The sequence below is a fragment of the Wolbachia endosymbiont (group A) of Aleiodes leptofemur genome (assembly GCF_964028465.1).
GTDB classification, from domain to species: Bacteria; Pseudomonadota; Alphaproteobacteria; order Rickettsiales; family Anaplasmataceae; genus Wolbachia; species Wolbachia pipientis.
Genome location: NZ_OZ034782.1, coordinates 1,092,659 through 1,113,327 on the forward strand (window position 1 = coordinate 1,092,659; position 20,669 = coordinate 1,113,327).

15 protein-coding genes and 8 pseudogenes are annotated in these 20,669 nt (G+C 35.1%); 14 read left to right on the forward strand and 9 right to left on the reverse strand.

Features of this window, described 5'->3' with window-relative positions; genetic code table 11:
• Positions 1-61: 61 nt before the first annotated feature.
• Complete coding sequence (locus ABWU67_RS05870; RefSeq protein ID WP_341813885.1) at positions 62-1,018, forward strand: IS5 family transposase; 957 nt, start codon at positions 62-64, stop codon at positions 1,016-1,018.
• A gap of 366 nt (positions 1,019-1,384) precedes the next feature.
• The gene (gene ruvX, locus ABWU67_RS05875; RefSeq protein WP_010082183.1) at positions 1,385-1,852 is read left to right on the forward strand and encodes a Holliday junction resolvase RuvX; all 468 of its coding nucleotides are present in this window, start codon (positions 1,385-1,387) and stop codon (positions 1,850-1,852) included.
• Between the two features lie 44 nt (positions 1,853-1,896).
• Here the strand turns inward: ruvX and ruvC are convergent, their stop codons facing one another.
• The 4 genes from ruvC to ABWU67_RS05895 are packed head-to-tail and all read right to left on the reverse strand — an operon-like array spanning position 1,897 to position 4,552.
• Positions 1,897-2,385, reverse strand: a complete 489-nt coding sequence (gene ruvC, locus ABWU67_RS05880) for a crossover junction endodeoxyribonuclease RuvC (RefSeq protein ID WP_353281918.1) — start codon at positions 2,383-2,385, stop codon at positions 1,897-1,899.
• Positions 2,386-3,213: a cytochrome c oxidase subunit 3 gene (locus ABWU67_RS05885; RefSeq protein WP_006279354.1), complete on the reverse strand. Its 828-nt coding sequence runs from the start codon at positions 3,211-3,213 to the stop codon at positions 2,386-2,388.
• Between the two features lie 47 nt (positions 3,214-3,260).
• Complete coding sequence (locus ABWU67_RS05890; protein ID WP_010962391.1) at positions 3,261-3,920, reverse strand: TenA family protein; 660 nt, start codon at positions 3,918-3,920, stop codon at positions 3,261-3,263.
• A 44-nt stretch (positions 3,921-3,964) separates the two neighbouring features.
• A complete protein-coding gene (locus ABWU67_RS05895; RefSeq protein WP_223823049.1) occupies positions 3,965-4,552 on the reverse strand; it encodes a TenA family protein in 588 nt (195 codons plus the stop codon).
• Positions 4,553-4,667: 115 nt separating this feature from the next.
• On the opposite strand from ABWU67_RS05895, the gene ABWU67_RS05900 reads away from it, so the two are divergent.
• A protein-coding gene (locus tag ABWU67_RS05900; protein WP_353281801.1) for an IS5-like element ISWpi1 family transposase occupies positions 4,668-5,500 on the forward strand; the annotation gives its coding sequence in 2 pieces (ribosomal slippage) (positions 4,668-5,037 and positions 5,037-5,500; 834 coding nt in all).
• Positions 5,501-5,555: 55 nt separating this feature from the next.
• Here ABWU67_RS05900 and ABWU67_RS05905 read toward each other — a convergent pair.
• Both ABWU67_RS05905 and ABWU67_RS05910 read right to left on the reverse strand, forming a co-directional pair.
• A protein-coding gene (locus tag ABWU67_RS05905; protein ID WP_156518142.1) for an IS630 family transposase occupies positions 5,556-6,415 on the reverse strand; the annotation gives its coding sequence in 2 pieces (ribosomal slippage) (positions 5,556-6,091 and positions 6,091-6,415; 861 coding nt in all).
• Between the two features lie 46 nt (positions 6,416-6,461).
• A pseudogene (locus ABWU67_RS05910) lies at positions 6,462-6,655 on the reverse strand (IS4 family transposase); the annotation flags it as partial.
• Positions 6,656-6,871: 216 nt separating this feature from the next.
• Between ABWU67_RS05910 and ABWU67_RS05915 the strand changes: the two are divergent.
• The 4 pseudogenes from ABWU67_RS05915 to ABWU67_RS05930 form a co-directional block, all read left to right on the forward strand.
• Positions 6,872-7,738: pseudogene (locus tag ABWU67_RS05915) on the forward strand (IS110 family transposase); the annotation flags it as partial.
• A 211-nt stretch (positions 7,739-7,949) separates the two neighbouring features.
• Positions 7,950-8,468, forward strand: a pseudogene (locus tag ABWU67_RS05920) (IS110 family transposase); the annotation flags it as partial.
• 104 nt (positions 8,469-8,572) lie between these two features.
• A pseudogene (locus ABWU67_RS05925) lies at positions 8,573-8,863 on the forward strand (transposase); the annotation flags it as partial.
• Positions 8,864-8,967: 104 nt separating this feature from the next.
• Positions 8,968-9,102, forward strand: a pseudogene (locus ABWU67_RS05930) (IS110 family transposase); the annotation flags it as partial.
• A gap of 362 nt (positions 9,103-9,464) precedes the next feature.
• Here the strand turns inward: ABWU67_RS05930 and ABWU67_RS05935 are convergent.
• Positions 9,465-10,529 (reverse strand): 5-(carboxyamino)imidazole ribonucleotide synthase, encoded by a 1,065-nt coding sequence (locus ABWU67_RS05935; RefSeq protein WP_006279559.1) that lies wholly within the window; start codon positions 10,527-10,529, stop codon positions 9,465-9,467.
• A 99-nt stretch (positions 10,530-10,628) separates the two neighbouring features.
• On the opposite strand from ABWU67_RS05935, the gene apaG reads away from it, so the two are divergent.
• From apaG to ABWU67_RS05960, 5 genes and pseudogenes are all read left to right on the forward strand, one after another.
• Positions 10,629-11,030, forward strand: coding sequence for a Co2+/Mg2+ efflux protein ApaG (gene apaG, locus ABWU67_RS05940; RefSeq protein WP_179951370.1), 402 nt, complete (start codon positions 10,629-10,631; stop codon positions 11,028-11,030).
• A gap of 177 nt (positions 11,031-11,207) precedes the next feature.
• Positions 11,208-11,453 (forward strand): annotated as a pseudogene (locus ABWU67_RS05945) (PD-(D/E)XK nuclease family transposase); the annotation flags it as partial.
• A 633-nt stretch (positions 11,454-12,086) separates the two neighbouring features.
• Positions 12,087-13,634, forward strand: a complete 1,548-nt coding sequence (ltrA, locus tag ABWU67_RS05950; RefSeq protein WP_353281921.1) for a group II intron reverse transcriptase/maturase — start codon at positions 12,087-12,089, stop codon at positions 13,632-13,634.
• Complete coding sequence (locus ABWU67_RS05955; RefSeq protein ID WP_353281923.1) at positions 13,631-14,341, forward strand: Rpn family recombination-promoting nuclease/putative transposase; 711 nt, start codon at positions 13,631-13,633, stop codon at positions 14,339-14,341. Before ltrA ends, ABWU67_RS05955 begins: the two co-directional genes overlap by 4 nt.
• Positions 14,342-14,375: 34 nt before the next feature.
• Positions 14,376-15,234: pseudogene (locus ABWU67_RS05960) on the forward strand (IS630 family transposase).
• A 28-nt stretch (positions 15,235-15,262) separates the two neighbouring features.
• Here the strand turns inward: ABWU67_RS05960 and ABWU67_RS05965 are convergent.
• Positions 15,263-15,490: pseudogene (locus tag ABWU67_RS05965) on the reverse strand (ankyrin repeat domain-containing protein); the annotation flags it as partial.
• 577 nt (positions 15,491-16,067) lie between these two features.
• On the opposite strand from ABWU67_RS05965, the gene ABWU67_RS05970 reads away from it, so the two are divergent.
• Both ABWU67_RS05970 and ABWU67_RS05975 read left to right on the forward strand, forming a co-directional pair.
• Positions 16,068-17,723: a hypothetical protein gene (locus tag ABWU67_RS05970; RefSeq protein ID WP_353281925.1), complete on the forward strand. Its 1,656-nt coding sequence runs from the start codon at positions 16,068-16,070 to the stop codon at positions 17,721-17,723.
• Between the two features lie 32 nt (positions 17,724-17,755).
• Entirely contained in the window at positions 17,756-18,757 is a 1,002-nt protein-coding gene (locus ABWU67_RS05975) for a hypothetical protein (RefSeq protein WP_353281926.1), read from the forward strand.
• Positions 18,758-19,385: 628 nt separating this feature from the next.
• Here the strand turns inward: ABWU67_RS05975 and purD are convergent.
• Positions 19,386-20,657 (reverse strand): phosphoribosylamine--glycine ligase, encoded by a 1,272-nt coding sequence (gene purD, locus ABWU67_RS05980; protein WP_353281928.1) that lies wholly within the window; start codon positions 20,655-20,657, stop codon positions 19,386-19,388.
• Between the last annotated feature and the right edge of the window lie 12 nt (positions 20,658-20,669).

A 20,669-nucleotide genomic window follows, 5' to 3' on the forward strand; every position in this document is an offset into this window, starting at 1 on the left:
AGAACTGGCAGTTACTGACAAAATTCATTATAAATAGCCATTTAACTGTTGAAGAAAAAATATGCCACAAAAAATGAGAGTCAGTAACTGCCATGAATATAACAAATTTCTCCAAGAAAGAGGAAGCATTTTTTGTTATATCAATGACGCCATAGAAAATTGGTACGAGAATTGTCCAAAAATGCAGGGCGGCAACTATATTTATAGTGATAAAGTTGTGATTTTGGTGCATATAATCGTCAGTTTCTTTAGAATTGGTTTAAGACAAACAGTCGGGTTTATAAAAGGGTATTTGCAACAAATAGGAAGAGATTTGGCAGTTATCAGCTATTCACAAGCATCAAGAAGGTTTAAGAAACTTAATATTAAGATAAATGATTGCAGAATTGATAAAAATAATATGGAAGATATCGAAATTGCTATAGACAGTACAGGAATTAGTATATACAACAACACTCCTGGTCACAGCAAGGAAAATAGCACTGACAGAAAATATCGTGGCTATGAGCAAACGAGAAAATTGCACGTAATGTTGAATATAAACAACAAAAAAGCCATAGCTGTAAAATACAGTAACGGTGTCTACTCTGATCACTATGGAGCTTGTGATTTGCTAAAAGAAGTCGATTTTCAGTATGTCATAAAAGTACTATATGCAGATAGGGCATATGACAGAGAAAAGCTCTATAAGCTGTGTAATCAATATGGTATAAAAACGAAAATTCCTCCGAAAAACAACGCAGCAGAGCATCCAAAGTTAGACTATATGGCTGAGAGAAATTCTGCAGTCAAGCTCATAAAGTCATATGATGAAGATGGTATAAAGAAGTGGAAAAAAGAGATGAGTTATGGAAAAAGATCTTATATAGAAAGTTTTTTCTCGCAACTGAAACAAACATTCGGGTTTAGTTTTAGGAATAAATCTGAGACAAATAGAGAGAAGGAACTACTTGTTAAATGCTATTTGCTCAATAAGTTCACTGATATTGGTATGGCTAAATTTGAGATAGCTTCATAAATTTATTGTGCGTTACCTACTATCCGAAGAGCGATGCAACAAAGCCCGCTGGAATCCAGTTGAGCTATTTCAACAAAAATACTGCATTTTGAGATGAACGTCTATTCTCACCAGACTTATTTACAAGTATAACAATTAAAGTCTGGATTCCAGTGTCAAGCACTGGAATGACATCATAGGGGCACTGCCCTTTTGGATGGAAACCAGTGTCAGCTACTTAGATGATACCTTTTTTCTACTTAGTTTGGGTTATGCAAGAAGTCTATTGCATTCCTGAGCAATTTGATTCATTATTCTTTTTGTAAAAAATTTTCTTAACTTTCTCTCCACTTTTTTGGTAAGGTCACTTTAAAGGAAGTCTAATAGATGCTACATAGAAATCCAGATGAGTTTCTAAAGTCTATTCCAAAAGATAAGCGCATAATGTGCCTTGACATGGGAGAAAAGCAAATAGGCATAGCATTTAGCGATAAAACACAGCTCATAGCCACAGCTCATAGCATATATCACAGAAAAAATATGAGCAAAGATTTAGGTTATCTGCATAGAATATTCAAAGAAAATGAATCTGGATCAATGGTAATAGGACTACCATTAAAAATGGACGAGCAAGAAACTAAATGGTGTAAAACTATAATCCAATTCGCAAATAAAATAATAAAAAAATATAAAGTAAATATATACTTACAAGACGAAAGCTTCTCAACATCTATCGCAACTCATACACTAAAAATTACTGGAATATCAATCACAAAATCGAAAAAAATAGATGATAAAATCTCCGCATGTATTATTTTGCAACGAACGTTAGACAAGATAAATACAATCAAATAGTTTTTCCAGATCTGGAAATCTTCAAACTGAATCCCATATAAAAGTTATTCAACAAAACAAGAACCTTTCGTATAAGCATGACAAATTGCTACAGCAAGAGCGTCAGCAGCATGGTGGCATTTTATACTCAAATTTTTAACTATTTGCTTCACCATAAATATAATCTGATCCTTATCAGCATGGCCACTTCCGGTAATGCTTTTTTTTACATAGTTTGCATCATATTCATTCATAGTTAGCTTTGTTATTTTTAACGCTAAAATTACAACCCCTCTTGCATATCCTAAAGTTAGTGAAGATTTAGGATTTTTATTAACAAAAATTTTCTCCACCGCAGCTTCATTCGGAGAGTATAGGGAAATTACTTTCTTTAATTGTTCAAAAATTATATGTAGGCGTTCACCTGTACCCAATTTACCATCAGTTGATATGGTACCGCCGCCCAAAAATTCAATATTATTTTTTTCGTTCAGGCTGATAATGGCCCACCCAGTCTTGCTTATTCCTGGATCTAGACCTATTATTTTAACCACTTAATAAACGCTTAACCAATAGACAAACAAAAATAAAAATATCCAGACTACATCTACAAAGTGCCAATACCAGGAGGCAAACTCAAAGCACAAATGGTCCTGAAGTGTAAATTGGCCTTTCCGTGCTCTAAATAAACACACTGATAAAAATATTATTCCTATTATAACGTGTGCGCAGTGAAAACCGGTAATCATATAAAAATTGGATGTATAAATAAGCTTTTCTCCTGTTTCTTGTAGAGAAAAACTCGCTTCATGATACTCTATTGCTTGCACTATTATAAAAAAAACTCCAAGCAATATAGTTATGGACAGCATTTTAATCATGCTCTTTTTATCATTTTTAAGTAAAGAGTGATTTGCCCAAGTAATTGTTGTACCAGAAAGCAATAATATTAATGTATTCATGAATGGTAGTGACCACGGATCAGGTGGCAAAATTCCCTCAGGGGGCCATTCAACTTTTTTTGCAGGAGAAAACGCCTCAAATAAAAAAACTGGATCAAGCCAGGCTTTAAAGAATGAACAAAAGAACACTATAAAAAATACGACCTCCGAGAGAATAAACAAGTACATTGCAAATTTGAGTCCATGTTTTACAATGGCAGTGTGACATTTGTCATAAATGGCCTCCCTTATTACATCTCTCCACCAATAAAACAGCACCCCTGATACTGCGGAGATTCCCAAAACTAAACAAAACATTCCGACAATTTGTTTATGAAGCGCGCCAACTAATCCAAGTGCAAGAATAAGAATTGCTGCTGATACAGCAATTGGCCAAGGGCTTGGATCCACTAAATGAAAATCATGTTCTTTACTTTTCATAGCATTTTAAAAAATACTTATTAAGGATACAAATTAGCTTAAAATTGTCAATGTTCCTTAGGAAATTGATTGAATCTTGAAAAATTATATGCACCGTTCAAAAAATCTAACACAAATTGTGCAGTTATTCTAAACAACTCAAGCATTCTGCTCTTTTCGTTTTCTCTTGCTCTGCTGCAATATCCATCAACAATATTTTCCAAAATAATGCATCCAGACTTTACTGAATCACTGTAACAAAAATTAAACCAATCCCTATATCTATTATTTTTCTTGAATCTATTTTTCATGCTATCAACGACAGTCTCGTATATAAACATGCAAGAATACAAAACCGTCATAGCCTCATAGGTATTACTATGCGAGATGGATAAAAGAAAATTAGTGAAATTAAAACACTCAAGAGATTTCTTTTCGCGACTTATACCGTACATAGTAAAGTAGTAGTCATATAGCATTCTATTAACAGTCACTACTCTTTGGGCTACTTCAGCAAGCGAGATAATACTACTATAATCTTCCATTTTGGATGCAGTAATTAAGGTGGTACGAATATAATCACCTAAGAACAACGTCTTTTGTTGAGCATAGAATTTGAAGTTCTCTATATTTAGGGTGTTATTCGCTAACTCAACATTAAAAGGATGCTCAATTATATCCTTTAAAAGATTTGACCCGTAACAGCTCCTAATTATGCCACTGAACACTGTAGTTACCGATAAAAGATCAAGTTAACGTAAATAATCCGCTGCTAATATTCTTTGCTAGATATATTAGAGTAATATGCCTCATCCCAAAACATTATTTCTAATTCCAGCCCTTTCTTAAAAAACTCATACATCCTCTTTTTTTCACAGTCACTAGCTTTTTTATATAGCTTATTTGTAATATCAGTAACCTCATCAATTACAGCATTTACTGTTTCGCTACTATAAATGTTGATCCACTCTTTGTATTTGTTATTTTTAACCCCTTTAGTTGTTATCTCATTTACCATATGGCGTATAACGATTTGGTATATGTTAAAGCAAGAATAAGATGCTACTAAAGCTTCATTAACAGAATTGTGATATGCGGCACTCATGAAAAAGTCAGTAAAGGCAGAACAAGCTCTTGACTTTTTGTGATCATCAGATAGATCACAATCTTCAAAATATTTTTTATACTGTTCTCGAACATAAAATGCTCCTTGTGCCAAATTGATTAAACTACTCATCATTTCAATATCATCAACTCTAGCTGCAACAATTAAAAAAGCACGAGCGCAATCTATACAATACAGAAAATCCTGCTGAAGGTAGAATTTGAATTTTTCATAATCTAATGTATTATTTATCAATTCAACATTAAAAGGGTGTTCTTTTATTTTATCAATAAGATCAGAAAACTCTTTTAGAGGTTGTCCGGAAACAAGTAAAAGGCTATAATATCTGAAATTTTAGTACGGGGTAAAGATGAGAAAAAAGTATCCAACAGATCTAAGCGAAAGGGAATGGGCAAGAATAGAAAAACACTTCAGAGTATCATACAAGAAAGGAGGAAGGCCGCCAAAGTATAGCAAAAAAGAAATATTAGAAGCAATTTTCTATGTATTGCGTACAGGGTGTCAATGGCGGTATTTACCAAATGATTTTCCGCTATGGAAGACTGTGTATGAGCAGTTCAGGCAATGGAAGAAGCAGGGAATTTTTGAGAAAATGAATTATGAAATTACAAAATATAGTAGAAGAAAAATAGGAATGAATGAGCAGCCGAGTGCCTGTATAGTAGATAGTCAATCTGTAAAGACTACAGAAAAGGGGGGATCAAAGGCTATGATGGAAGTAAAAAAGTAAAGGGTAGAAAAAGGCATATAATTACAGACACTCAGGGTTTTATACTAGGTTGTTACGTAGGCGCTGCTAACGAAAATGATAGAGATGGTATTAAAATAGCATTAAACAATATGAGAACAAAATATACTAAAGTTAAAAAAATGTGGGCTGAAATGGGATACCAAGGAAGAAATTTAAAGAATCACATAAAGGAAGAATATGACATAGATATTGAAATTGTTAAAAGGCCTCCATGTAGATTTTGGGTGCACAAAGATACTCCACCTGAGCTACTACCAACAAGAGAACAAGGGTTTAAAGTACAGCCAAGAAGATGGGTTGTAGAAAGGACTTTTGCTTGGGTTAATAGGAATAGAAGGCTATCGAAGGAGTATGATTTACTCACAACATCCACTGAGAATTTCATATACCTAGCTATGAGTAGGGTTATGTTAAAGAGGGAATATGCTTGAATTTACTAGTTTCCGGACAACCTCTTATAGCATTTCTCATAATAGTCCGAATAGGTCATAGGAAGGCAGAATCAACAGCACGACGAAAGGATTCGAATAGAGGAATGTTTTTCCTGGCTCTGTTTTTTATAGCAAACCAATGATGCTCAATTTTGTTAAAATCTGGAGAATAAGGCGGCAGATACAAAATTTCTGCACCGACTCCTTTAGCGAGCTTGATAAGCTTATCAGACTTATGAAAAGTAGCATTATCAAGAATGACAGTTTGTCCAGGTTCTAAGATCGGTGCCAAAAATTGCTCAAACCATCCATTAAAAATATCCATATTACAGTGGCCTTCAAATGTTAATGGAGCAACTATCTTTCTTCTACTTAAGGCTGCAACCATGCTGATTCGTTGAGTTTTTTTTCCAGATTTTAGGGCATAAAATCGCTGTCCTTTCTGGCAATACCCATATGGATAGTCCTCCGTGTTATCAATCCCAGACTCATCTATATACACTAAGTTTTCTGGTTCTTTTGTTGCTATAATTTTTAAGAATTCAGCACGTTTTTCTTCGTTCCTTTCCTTGTATCCATATGTCTTTTTTTGCGCGTAAATCCAATTTTTCTGAGAGCTCGGTGGATCGTTTGGATACTAACGTTGCCCCAAAGTTTAGCCATTTCCGACAGAGTTTTTCTACCGTGTTTTTTAGCAAATTCGATAAACTTATTCCAGTCGATAATTTTCTGATTGTAACCTCCATTACCGAGTTTTTTTGACTGAAAGTCGCCTGTTTCTTTTTTTCTTTGCTGCCACTCCCACAAAGTAGTTCGTCCAATTTTAAATCTTGCTGCCACTGCTTCTCTGCTTTCCCCTTCGTCTAGTGCTTCCATTGCTTTTTTTCTTAAATCATAACTATATGCTGCCGGCATCCAACCTCCTTATCGCCATCTATCCTTAATCTTATCATATCCGGACTTCTGTGGAAAGAGCTATACATGGTAATGTTGGGTTAGCTCTTGCAATTGATGTAATAAAGAAGATCCTCCAAGCAATAATACTCATAACTGTTAGATATCTCATTAGTCTTTCTGCTATTCCAAGCCTACATTCTTCAACTTTGAGACCGGATTTAAAATTTTATGTAATATCTCTATTTTCCATCTAAGGCAATTGTAAGTTAAAAACGTGATATAAAAGAGATAAGAGAGAAAGATAACCCTGCTCACTAGGAATAGCGGGCGTGCGCGACCGAAAGGAAATTGGTATTACAACCGTTGGTATCAAGGTACGCTAGCCCTATCTCTCGATACGTTTGAATAGTTGCTTGGGACATATATATGCACCCGTTTACAATCTTAAATTAACTAAAACTATCGAGGTTTATTATGGTTACATCTTATCAAAATTTTATTGGCATTGACATCGGAAAATTTAAAAATGTCGTTGCAATTCACAAACAGAAGAATGCTGTCGAATTTGATAATAATGCTTCTGGTTGGCAACAATTATTTCAAGAGTTTTCAGATATTCTACCTAATGCTTTAGTGACTTTAGAAAATACAGGGAAATATGAGCTTGGCTTATCACATTTTCTTACCGACAAAAATATTGCCGTGCATCGAGCTAATACTCGTAAAGTAAAAAGCTTTATTTTATCTCACGGAACTTTAGCAAAGTCTGATAGATCAGATGCAAGAGCTCTTGCTCAATATGGATTTGAACGCCATAGAACTATCTCTCTATTTGTACCTACCTCTACAGAACAATCAACTTTGGCTGCACTTTGTCAACGTCGTGATGATATTACGCAAATGAGAACTCAAGAAAAATGCAGACTTGAAGCACCGGAAAATGATCATATAAAAGAAAGCTGTCAAAAGACCATTGAGTTTTTCGATAGTCAAATAAACGAACTCAATGATACTATACAAAAGATTATTGATGAAAGCCGCGAATTACAACAACACCAAAAAATTCTTAAAACAGTTCCTGGAATAGGTAAAAAGTTATCACAAGATTTTTTGTGTTTAATGCCAGAGCTTGGTTACTTAAATAGAAAAGAAGTAGCAAGTCTTGCCGGAGTTGCACCGCATCCAAAAGAAAGTGGTAAAGCTGTTGGTTACCGAAGGATTACAGGTGGTAGAAGTAACGTTCGTTCAAAGCTCTTTACAGCCGCTATGGCTGCTACAAGGTCAAAATCTATACTTGGCGCCTTTTATTCTAAGCTTGTTGAAAGTTGTAAGTTAAAAATGTGATATAAAAGAGATAAGAGGGAAAGATAACCCTACTCACTATAGGAATAGGGCTATCACGGGCGTGTGCGACCGAATGAAAGTTGGTATTACAACCGTAGCCATCAAGGTAAACTAGCCCCATCTCTCGATACGTTTGAATAGTTGCATGGGACATATGTATGCACCCGTTTACAATCTTAAATTAATTAAACTATCGAGGTTATTTATTATGATTACATCTTATCAAAATTTCATTGGCATTGATATCGGAAAATTTAAAAATGTTGCTGCAGCTTATAACCAAAGGAGCGCTATCAAGTTTGACAATGATGCTACTGGTTGGCAACAGTTGTTTCAAAAATTTTCAGATATCCTACCTAATTCTCTAGTAACTTTAGAAAACACTGGAAAATATGAGCTTGGCTTAGCACATTTTCTTGTTGATAAGAATGTTGCTGTACATCGAGCTAATACTCGTAAAGTAAAAAGTTTTATCATATCACATGGAACTTTAGCAAAGACAGATCAATCAGATGCAAGAGCCCTTGCTCAATATGGTTTTGAACGCTATAGTGCTCTATCTCTATTTGTGCCTATGTCAAAAGAACAAACCGCCTTAGTTGCACTCTGTCAACGTCGTGATGACATTACGCAAATGAGAACTCAAGAGAAATGTAGGCTTGCAGCACCTGAAAACGACTATATAAAGGAAAGTTGCCAAAAAACAATAGACTTTTTTACCAGTCAGATATAGCTCTTTTTACAATAATCCGAACAGACCGTAATATGCTACTGGCCTGCTATAGCCATAAACACATATCTTATCGCATTCGGACTATTATAAGAAAGGCTATAAATGAGTTCAACGATGCCATACAAAGAATTATTGATAAAAATCCAGAGTTACAAAAGCGTCAAAAAATCTTGAGAACAGTGCCAGGAATAGGTCTCAAGTTATCACAAGTTTTTGTGTGTCTAATGCCAGAACTTGGCCACCTAAACAAAAAAGAAGTTGCAAGTCTTGCTGGAGTTGCTCCACATCCAAAAGAAAGCGGTAAAACTATTGGTTACCGAAGGATAACAGGTGGTAGAAGCAATGTTCGTGCAAAGCTTTTCACAGCTGCTATGGCTGCTGCAAGATCTATAGCCTTTCTTATAATAGTCCGAATGCGATAAGATATGTGTTTATGGCTATAGCAGGCCAGTAGCATATTACGGTCTGTTCGGATTATTGTAAAAAGAGCTATAAATCTGCACTTGGTGCTTTTTATTCTGATCTTATTGGTAGAGGTAAAAAGAAGATGGTAGCTATAACAGCTCTAATGCGAAAAATCATAGTAATTGCCAATGCAAGACTTAAAGAAGCAATTAATATGAAATAAAAAAAAATCTGCATAGAAAATAGGTTAACGGATATGTGCGTCTACACACATTTAAAGCACATATTCGTTAACCATAAAATCTAAGCAGTGGTTGCTGTTTGATATAAATTTCTTTCTGTATAAACTAGGATCTTTGTTACCAAAATACATTTTTCAATTGAATAAAAATACAAAATTATCAACAAATGAGACTAAATTCAAAAAATTTTAAAAAACATAGTTGATGGTTACAACGTTTTCGATGAGATTATATGGAAAACTGGATCCCAGTGTCTGGGCACTGGGATGACACCCTTCCTGGCGGAGATTATTCTCATATCACAATGTTCGTACAGTTGTGGCGGTATGACGTAGAAAAACTGTTAACTTAAATCTATATTGACATGTCCCATTTTACGCTTATCTCTAACCTCTTTTTTCCCATATATGGTTAAACTAGCTTTTTCGTTGCTCAAATACTTATGAGAATCATATATATCATTACCTATTATATTTTTTGTCATACAAGGAAAGCGTAATACTACTTCCTGCATAGGTAGCCCGCATATTATCCTAACTAGCTGTTCAAATTGACTAACGTTACATGCATCCAAGCTCCAGTGGCAAGAATTGTGAGGTCTGGGAGCTAGTTCATTAACTAACAATTCGTTATCTTTAGTAACAAAAAATTCAATAGCCAGAATTCCTATTACATCAAGCGCATTTGCTATTTTCTTTGCAGCTCGTTGTACCTCTTGAGTTAATTTGCTATCTATTTTAGCTGGCACTGTTGAAGTATCAAGTATTCCATCAACGTGGTAATTTTCTGCTATAGGAAAAAAAGCTACTTTACAGTTTTTATCTCTTGCAACGACTATTGAAACCTCTTTCAGTAAATCAACACTTGCTTCAAGAATGTACTCTGTATTCCAATCAAAGGAAGCAAATTGCTTCACTTCAGAATCATTCTCAAGCACATATTGTCCTTTTCCATCGTAACCCATTTCTGTTGTTTTCAGCCTTATTGGATAGCCAAAAGCTCTACTGCTTTTCAGTAGCTCATTATAATTTTGTATACTCTTATAGTTAGCAGTTTTTATACCCAAGTTTTTAATAAAATCCTTTTCTCTCAGTCTGTTCTGCGAAATGTGTAACGCTTTTTTACCCGGATAAAAATTTACATCGATATCAATTGCACTACATGGAATATTTTCAGACTCAATAGTAACTAAATCCACACTCTGTGCAAAAGATTCAAGAGCTTTCTTATCAGAGAAATCTGCTATTGTGAAATCATCAGCAACAGAGCAAGCCGGATCGTCTTTAGCACTGGCAAAAACATGTGTTTTTTGTCCAAGTTTTGTTGCAGCGATAGCAGTCATTTTACCTAATTGTCCACCACCTATTATTCCTATTACTTTTTTGCTCAGCGCATCTGGTTCATTCATACTATAAATTGATATTTCCTAATTAAAGTATACTTGAAAAATCTATGAAAAAAGTATATAATTAGAATGTTATCTTTTTATCATGAATATTCTATAATGATTCTAGAATACACATTGACTACCAACTTTGTTGAAGTTACAGTTTTACCAATTTACATTGAAGAGCAATCCATTCCTTATGAAAATTGCTATGTATGGATGTATAACGTTAAGATAAAAAACAAAAGCCAATCAACTATTCAATTGTTAAGTCGTCATTGGCAAATAATAGATTATAAGGGCAAAGTAAATGAAATTGCCGGAGTTGGTGTTATCGGAGAACAGCCTGTGATAAAATCTGGAGAGGTATTTAAATACACAAGTGGAACCTACTTAAATGTACCGTCAGGAATAATGCAGGGTAAGTATGAATTTCTGAATGAAGAAAGCATAAAAGTTTTTGAAGTTATGATACCACCCTTTTCTTTGGATAGTCCATACATCAAAACTAGACCCCATTAACTGTCAAAATAGTTTATTTGTAACCAGACTGCATTCTGTGATTTTTAGCAAAGCACGATCTTTCATTTGAGCTTTCTTCAATTTAAAATAAATACAGAAACTAGCTATCTTCAAAAATATGGTTGAATAATTGTTAATAATAGTGTATAATTATTAATATTTTCAAGCATTTTTGCCATGGCTCTTTCAAAATTTCTCGATCCTCGCAATGATTTGTGTTTCAAAAAAATCTTTGGAACGGAAAAAAATAAGAATATCCTGATCCACTTTTTGAACGATATTTTAGGGTTTACTGAGATAAATGCAATACAAGAAGTTGAGTTTCTTAGCACTATTATGGATCCCGAAGTTGCCTCTGATAAACAAAGTATTGTTGATGTTCTCTGCAAGGATTCTCACGGAAATAGATATATAGCAGAAATGGTGCGACCTGAAAGTCTTCGGTCATATTGTTTAAAAGGAGAGGAATTCATTCAGAAAGAAACTGAAAGGATTCTAAAACTTATTAAACCAGATGTTTTGCCGTCTGAGTCTACGCATCAGTGCGAATCGGGCAACCGGTTGGTGCCAAGCGATGCGGACAATGAACCTCCTCTTGAAAAAGAAGATGCTCAATCGTGAGAGGGGCATAAACTGCAAGCATCATGTGGTTGGAGGGCTAGGCTAGTGGTATGGTGAACGTAAGTGAAGCTTTATAAGTACCGATACGATGAAAGAGCTAAAGATGCTGATAAGCTCTGACCAAAAGGTAATGTGGATAAGTTACATTTTTCATTTCTAGATGTACGCAAATAATAACTCCACCGGTATAGAGAAGCCACCTAACCCACTATTGTATGAATGGAGAAACAGGGTAAGCCTGTATTTTCGCCTACATGGCAAGCAAACCGCAAGGAATGCTGATGGAAGTGCAGGTAAAGGAGAATGGAGAAAGCGAATGCCATTTTGTAACGAAATGGATAGAATTTGTAACATTAATTCGCGTGAAAACGAGCAGACTTCCGTTTGGTCCCTCGTGACAAGAAACTTTGTTAACCACTTAAGGTAGGAAAGCAGATGATTACAAGTAAACCTGTAAGTGCATCTACCAAAAGCTTTGAAGCATGGAAGCAGTTGCCATGGAAGAAATGCCAGAAAGTTATTGTGAGGCTACAAAGATGTATTGTTAAGGCTGTCCAAGAAGGAAGATGGGGTAAGGTAAAAACTTTACAACATCTTCTCACACGCTCTTTTAGCGGAAAAGCTTTGGCTGTTAAGAGAGTAACTGAAAACCAAGGAAAAAACACAGCGGGTGTAGATCGTCAACTATGGTCAACTTGCAATGCTAAATTTCAAGGAATAAAGCAGTTAAAGCAAAGAGGATATAAACCTTCTCCGCTAAAACGGATTTATATCAGTAAATCTAATGGCAAAAGAAGACCTCTTGGAATACCCACGATAAAAGATAGAGCCATGCAAGCATTATATCTGTTTGCTCTGGAACCGATAGCTGAAACGATCAGTGATCGTCACTCCTATGGCTTTAGACCTAAAAGATCCTGTGCAGATGCTACAGTAGCTTGTCATTTGTTACTGGCAAGTCGTAATCAACTACAATGGATACTTGAAGGTGATATCAAAGGATGCTTTGACAACATTAATCATGAATGGCTTATGAAGCATATTCCTATGGAGAAAAAAATTCTGCATAGTTGGTTAAAAGCTGGCTTCCTAGAATCAAAAACTCTGTATCCCACAACTGCAGGTACCCCGCAAGGTGGTATAATTTCTCCAATACTAGACAATTTAGCCTTAAACGGACTTGAAAAGTTATTGGAAAGTCGATTTGGTAAACTCGGCAGTAGAAAAAGAAACAAAATCAGAAGTGGAGTGAATGTAATCAGATACGCAGACGACTTTATTATTTCAGGTTTCACACATGAAGTACTGGAAAAGGAAGTTAAGCCTTTAGTATCATCTTTTCTTCATGAGCGAGGTTTAATTCTGTCAGAAGAGAAGACAAAGATTACATCTATCACAACAGGGTTTGACTTTCTTGGTTGTAATGTACGTAGATATAATAAGAAGTTAATTATTAAACCTTCGAAAGAAAGTATTAAAAGACTTCTTAATAAAGCACGTACATTGATAAAAGCAAATATAGCGAACACTCAGGCTATAGTAATTAAGTCACTCAACTCTCTACTGAGAGGATGGGGAAATTACTATCACCATGTGTGTGCTAAAAAAGCGTTTAGAAAGATCGACAATGAAATTTGGCATAGTTTATGGAAATGGGCAAAGAAAGGACATCCTCGTAAAGGATTACGTTGGATAAAGAATCGTTACTTCAAAGTAATGGGTCAACGCCAATGGGTTTTTGCTGCACCCCTATGCAAGAACAAACCAAAAGAGATACGGTATTTAAGACTGCTTAAGCTGATTGATATACCTATCAGACGACATGTTAAAATCAGAGCGGATGCAAATCCCCTTGACTTAAAATGGAAAAAGTATTTTGATGAGAGAGTGAAACGAACAAGAATGTTAGCAAGCTCTTTCTCAAGAGAAGGTTCTCTACTGTTGGTGTCACCATTAAGAATGATGTTTCCTGAGGAATCATGAAGGACAAGCCGGTTCTAGAAAAGAAGAACTTAGATAAGGGGCTCAAGCGTAGTGTTGGGAAACCTGCATGCTGCGTTTCTAAGGGAGGGGGTAGTAGTAATACTGCTTCCTTACCTGACCAGCTCGCTAGAGACAAGGGCTTCGAAAAACGCGCTCAATTATATGCCGCTAAAGCCTACTCAAGACAATTAGATAAATCTGGCAACTACATTGATTTAAAGAAAGTCTTCTTTATTGCTATATCAAATTGTAACTTACTTCCTGAAGAAGTTGATTATATTTCTACTCACAATATACGTGATATAAAAACTAACGGCCATTACTTAAAAGATTTTCAGTTTGTCTTTATTGAGTTGCCTAAATTCGCAAAAAATAAAGTAGAGCAGTTAGAAAGTATAGTAGAAAGGTGGTGTTTCTTTTTTAAATACGCAGAAGAAACAACAGAAGAGGACTTAAAAGAGATAGCAGAAAAAGCGCCAATAATAAAGCTAGCATATGATGAATTAGACAAGTTTCGTTGGAACGAAAAAGATTTAGTAGCTTACGAAGAAAGGATAATGGATCTACGGAAAGAAGAAGCCATTCTTGAATACAGACTTGATCTTGCTACTGAAAAAGGCAAAAAAATTGGTAAAGAGGAAGGGAAAATTGAAGTCGCAAAAGCAATGCTGGCTAATATAGCTCTTTCCACAGAAGTCCGGATATGATAAGATTAAGGATAGATGGCGATAAGGAGGTTGGATGCCGGCAGCATATAGTTATGATTTAAGAAAAAAAGCAATGGAAGCACTAGACGAAGGGGAAAGCAGAGAAGCAGTGGCAGCAAGATTTAAAATTGGACGAACTACTTTGTGGGAGTGGAAGCAAAGAAAAAAAGAAACAGGCGACTTTCAGTCAAAAAACTCGGTAATGGAGGTTACAATCAGAAAATTATCGACTGGAATAAGTTTATCGAATTTGCTAAAAAACACGGTAGAAAAACTCTGTCGGAAATGGCTAAACTTTGGGGCAACGTTAGTATCGAAACGATCCACCGAGCTCTCAGAAAAATTGGATTTACGCGCAAAAAAAGACATATGGATACAAGGAAAGGAACGAAGAAAAACGTGCTGAATTCTTAAAAATTATAGCAACAAAAGAACCAGAAAACTTAGTGTATATAGATGAGTCTGGGATTGATAACACGGAGGACTATCCATATGGGTATTGCCAGAAAGGACAGCGATTTTATGCCCTAAAATCTGGAAAAAAAACTCAACGAATCAGCATGGTTGCAGCCTTAAGTAGAAGAAAGATAGTTGCTCCATTAACATTTGAAGGCCACTGTAATATGGATATTTTTAATGGATGGTTTGAGCAATTTTTGGCACCGATCTTAGAACCTGGACAAACTGTCATTCTTGATAATGCTACTTTTCATAAGTCTGATAAGCTTATCAAGCTCGCTAAAGGAGTCGGTGCAGAAATTTTGTATCTGCCGCCTTATTCTCCAGATTTTAACAAAATTGAGCATCATTGGTTTGCTATAAAAAACAGAGCCAGGAAAAACATTCCTCTATTCGAATCCTTTCGTCGTGCTGTTGATTCTGCCTTCCTATGACCTATTCGGACTATTATGAGAAATGCTATAATTCTATAAATTCTGGCGTATTTGCAAAAACTGCAAAGTGCATTGGTGTTAGATCATCTTTACCATGATTTTGAGTTTTTGCATTAACGTTTGCTCCATTTTTTATCAGCAATTTTGCTATTTCTAATTGTTTGCGTCCGATGGCAATATGCAGTGGCGTACGATTGCGTTCATAATGATCATTGACGTTTGTGCCACATTTTATTAGTAGTTCTGCAGCTTCAATATTATAGCCTTTCTTATAATAGTCCGAATGCGATAAGATATGTGTTTATGGCTATAGCAGGCCAGTAGCATATTACGGTCTGTTCGGATTATTGTAAAAAGAGCTATACCTTCCTGAATTGCAACGTATAAGGAAGCATATCCATCTTTTGTTTCCTCTGTCATACGAAATTGCAAACATGTTAGTTCATATATTATTAAGGATTATTATTAAGTTTTTATTAATACAATATTAATGTAGCGGGATGACGAGCTTATCGTCATCCCGCCGCGAACCGTCATACCACTGCGAACCGTCATACCGCCGCGGTATCTCTAGATCCCGCTAACAAGCAGCGGGATGACGGTTTTTCAAATTATCGTAAGTCAGTTTAGCTATAGCTACAAGTTTCATTCTTCCCTTACAAATAACTTTACTGCGTCCTTTTTTCGGATTCAGAATTAGCAAGAAACGTTCTTGTAAGGTGGTCTACTAAAATTTTGCTTTATAAAACAATGTCTGAACTATGCAATTAATACATTATCAACACAACTGATTCATAAAAGCAAATATTATAACCACGAAGAGAGAAAATGTTATGCTTAGTTTAATAAGAAAGACCTTGAGAAAAAAAATGACTCATCAGGTAAACGATTCGAAATTGAAAGAGAAAGATGAAAAAAGTATTTTAAAATTAGCATCAAAAATAGAAGGCAAAAAAAGTAGCATTGCTGAAGAACTAGAAAAAATATCTGAAAAGGAAAAACAAAGGATTCTTACTACGGAAGTAAGTAAACATCGGGGTAAAGAATCAACTATTATATCACTTGCTTATGCTATACTACGTAAAGATAGTATAGCTGTTGAGAAAATGTTAAGAGTAGCTAAAGAAAACGGTATTCTGAAAGACATTCTTGACGCAACAACAACTATAAAATATCCAGGTGGTCAGGAAGAAACTTGCACACCACTTACTTATGCCATATTATGTAAAAATAGCAAAACTATTGAAGAAACTTTAAAAGTCTCTAAAGAAAACGGTATTCTGAAAGATATTCTTAACGCAACAACAACTATAAAATATCCAGATGGTCGGAGAGCAACTGTTACACCACTTGCTTATGCTATACTATATGAAGATAGTATAGCTATTGAAGAAATTTTAAAAGTCTCTAAGGAGAACGGTATTCTGAAAGATATTCTTAACACAACAGCAACTATAAGATATCCAGATAACAAGGAAGTGACTTACGCGCCACTTGCTTATGCTATGTTCTGGAAGGATAGCAAAGCTATTAAAGAAATTCTAGTAGCAGCTGAAGAGAACAGTATTCTGAAAGATATTCTTAACACAACAACAACCATGAAATATCTAGACCGGGAAGTGACTTACACACCACTTGCTTATGTTATACTACGTAGAGATAGTATAGCTGTTGAGAAAGTGTTAAGAGTAGCTAAAGAAAACGGTATTCTGAGAGATATTCTTGACACAACAATAACTATAAAACATTTAGATAGCCGGGAAGTGACTTACACACCACTTGCTCATGCTATGTTCTGGGAGGATGGCAAAATTATTAAAGAAATTCTAGTAGCAGCTGAAGAGAACAGTATTCTGAAAGATATTCTTGACGCAACAACAACTATAAAATATCTAGATGGTCAAGAAGAAATTTACACACCGCTTACTTACGCCATATCATGTAAAAATAGCAAAACTATTGAAGAAATTTTAAAAGTCTCTAAAGAAAACGATATTCTGAAAGACATTCTTGACGCAACAACAACTATAAAATATCTAGATGGTCAGAAAGAAATTTACACACCGCTTACTTACGCTATATCATGTAAAAATAGCAAAACTATTGAAGAAATTTTAAAAATCTCTAAAGAAAACGGTATTCTGAAAGATATTCTTGATGCAACAACAACTATAAAATGTCCAGATGGTCATGAAGAAACTTGCGCACCGCTTACTTATGCTATACTACGTAAAGATAGTATGGCTGTTGAGAAAATGTTAAGAGTAGCTAAAGAAAACGATATTCTGAAAGACATTCTTGACGCAACAACAACTATAAAACATTCAGATAGCCGGGAAGTAACTTACACACTACTTGCTTATGCTATACTGCGTGAAAATAGTATAGCTATTGAAGAAATTTTAAAAATCTCTAAGGAGAACAGTATTCTGAAAGATATTCTTAACGCAACAATAACTATAAAATGTCCAGATGGTCGGAGAGTATAGCTCTTTTTACAATAATCCGAACAGACCGTAATATGCTACTGGCCTGCTATAGCCATAAACACATATCTTATCGCATTCGGACTATTATAAGAAAGGCTATAACTGTTACACCACTTGCTTATGCTATACTACGTAAAGATAGTATGGCTGTTGAGAAAATGTTAAGAGTAGCTAAAGAAAACGGTATTCTGAAAGACATTCTTGACGCAACAACAACTATAAAATATCCAGATGGTCAGGAAGAAACTTGCACACCACTTGCTTATGCTATACTACGTAAAGATAGTATAGCTGTTGAGAAAATGTTAAGAGTAGCTAAAGAAAACGGTATTCTGAAAGACATTCTTAACACAACAATAACCATAAAACATAAAAATAATCAAAAAGTAACTGATAAGTTACTTGCCGCATTACATGATCGCAAAGTTATTCAAAAAATTTTAGACATAGCTAGAGAAAATGATATTCTGAAAGACATTCTTAATGCAACAATAACTATAAAATATCCAGATAGTGAAGAAAAAATCTACACACCACTTACTTATACAATATCATGTAAAAGCAACGAAGCTTTTAATACAACAAGAGCTATAAATCAAGATGGTCAGGAAAAAACTCACATCCCATTTCCTACCCTTGATAAAAGAGAAACTGAATTAAAATTAAAAGAAAAAAGACAAAGTAGAAGAGATGAGGGATTAAATTTTAACAATGGTAGTAGTGACAAAAATGTTGAAATAAAAGTTAATGGGGATATCTTGTTGCAGCATAGTAGTGGAATTGAAAATGAAATAAATCATACTGCTGTACGTAATGATGTAAGGGGGGTAAAGCCTCTAATAGAAAGTAGAGTAAATGTTAAAGTACAGAATATAAATGCAGTGATTGCAACTTCTGTGACATTTAAAATGATTGCAACTTCTGTGACACTTGAGTTGGTAGCTAGTAAAATAACATGTGTACTGTCAAAACCCACCACTAAATTGGAAGAAGTAGCTATAACATATTTTCAAGGTTTAGCACTATATTTGTGAAACTTAATTTATATGTGCTAAACAAGATGCTGATTAGTTTTATAGCTAACCCAAGAAAGGTTTCCCTACGTCATACCGCCGCGGTATCTCTAGATCCCGCTGCGGGATGACGATTGTCGTTTAGCCATAAATATTTAAGAAATTTACCAAATGAAAAAAAAGGCAAAAGAAGCCCTGGGGTTATTATCTGCTTTAAAATATTGGCGTTTTTTATGTTTTAAACGCTTGACAAGCAAGATTTAGCTGCTTTTAATTGCAACTAACCTATGCTGCAAATGTTTAAGAAATTTACTAAGCAGAAAAAAAGACAAAGAATCCCCGAGTTAGCTAGTCTTTTACTATCTCTGTCGAGTATTGGCATTTTTTGATGTCTTGTAACGCTTTATAAGCGCGTTCAGCTTATTTAGATAAAAATCTAGATGTAGATGAAGTTTTGTAAAGACATACAGTATCTATATACTGCAAAAAATTGAACATAAGACGCCGATACATTAAGTAATCCTTACCTTTTAATCTGCAGATTGGCGAAAGCAAATACAATAGCTTCAGTTTCATGATAAGGGGGCTGGCGGAGTTTGTCAAGGAAGTTTTTCGTTTCTGTGAACCACCTGCTAACCGACAGCTAACATTAACTACCGATATCGTATCTGAAGAAGCCCCCTGGCCATTCTAAAAAATTTAATGCTGAGTACACCTTACTTTTGGCTTCCTCTATAGTGCTCCCTTCTGCTACTATATTTAGCACTCTTCCGCCATCGGAAACTAAGTTACCACTTTCATCGAATTTAGTACCAGCATGAAACACCAACACACCAGGAATGCTTTCAATCTTATCTAATCCTTTAATTACTTCTCCCTTTTGATAATCACCCGGATAGCCTTTACTTGCAACAACTACACAAACTGTAGATTTGTTGTTAAGTTCCACCATTTTGACATTTAACTTTCCTTCTGCAACTGACAACATCAATTTTAACAAATCGCAATTTGAATCAAATCTAGGTAATATAGATTGCGTTTCTGGATCACCGAATCTAACGTTATACTCGAGAAGTTTTGGGCTATCTTTGCAAATCATTAAACCAGCAAAGAGTACTCCTTTATAAGACGTACCCATGTTAACCAATGCTTGAGCTGTAGGGTATATTATTTTTTGGATAATTTTTTGCTCCATGTCCTTACTTATAATTGAAGGTGATGAGTACGACCCCATACCTCCAGTATTTTGGCTTTCATTACTTTCATCAACTCTCTTATAATCTTTTGCACACCCAAGAGTTACTACTTTCAACCCATCAATAAGAGCAAAAAAACTTACTTCTTCTCCAACTAAAAACTCTTCTATGATTATTTCTTGACCTGATTCACCAAATTTTTTCTCCACTAGCATTGAATTTATTGCTGAAAAAGCTTCGCTTTCTGTATTACATATAACCACCCCTTTTCCTGCTGCAATTCCATTTGCTTTCACTACAAGTGGAAACTTTATTTTATTGCTACGTACAAAATCTTTAGCTAACCCTTCATCAACAAAACACTCGTACTTGGCAGTTGGTATACCATATCGTTTACATAGTCCCTTGGTGAAAGACTTCGATCCCTCAAGTTTTGCAGTTGCTTGACTTGGAGCAAAAACATTTATTCCCTCTGCAACTAAATCATCAGCAAGCCCATCAATTATTGGTTGTTCTGGACCAATAACAACCAACTCTATATTTTCTCTCTTGCAAAATTGTGTAACATCCACTGAATTTTGAATATTTACATCCACAAGAACTCCCAAATTTTCCATGGCCTCGCGACCAGGAGTTACATATAACTCAGTCAAGATAGGAGATTTTTTTAGAGCCCAAAGTAGAGCGTGCTCACGCCCACCAGAACCTATAACCAGAACCTTCATCTTTATTTCCTC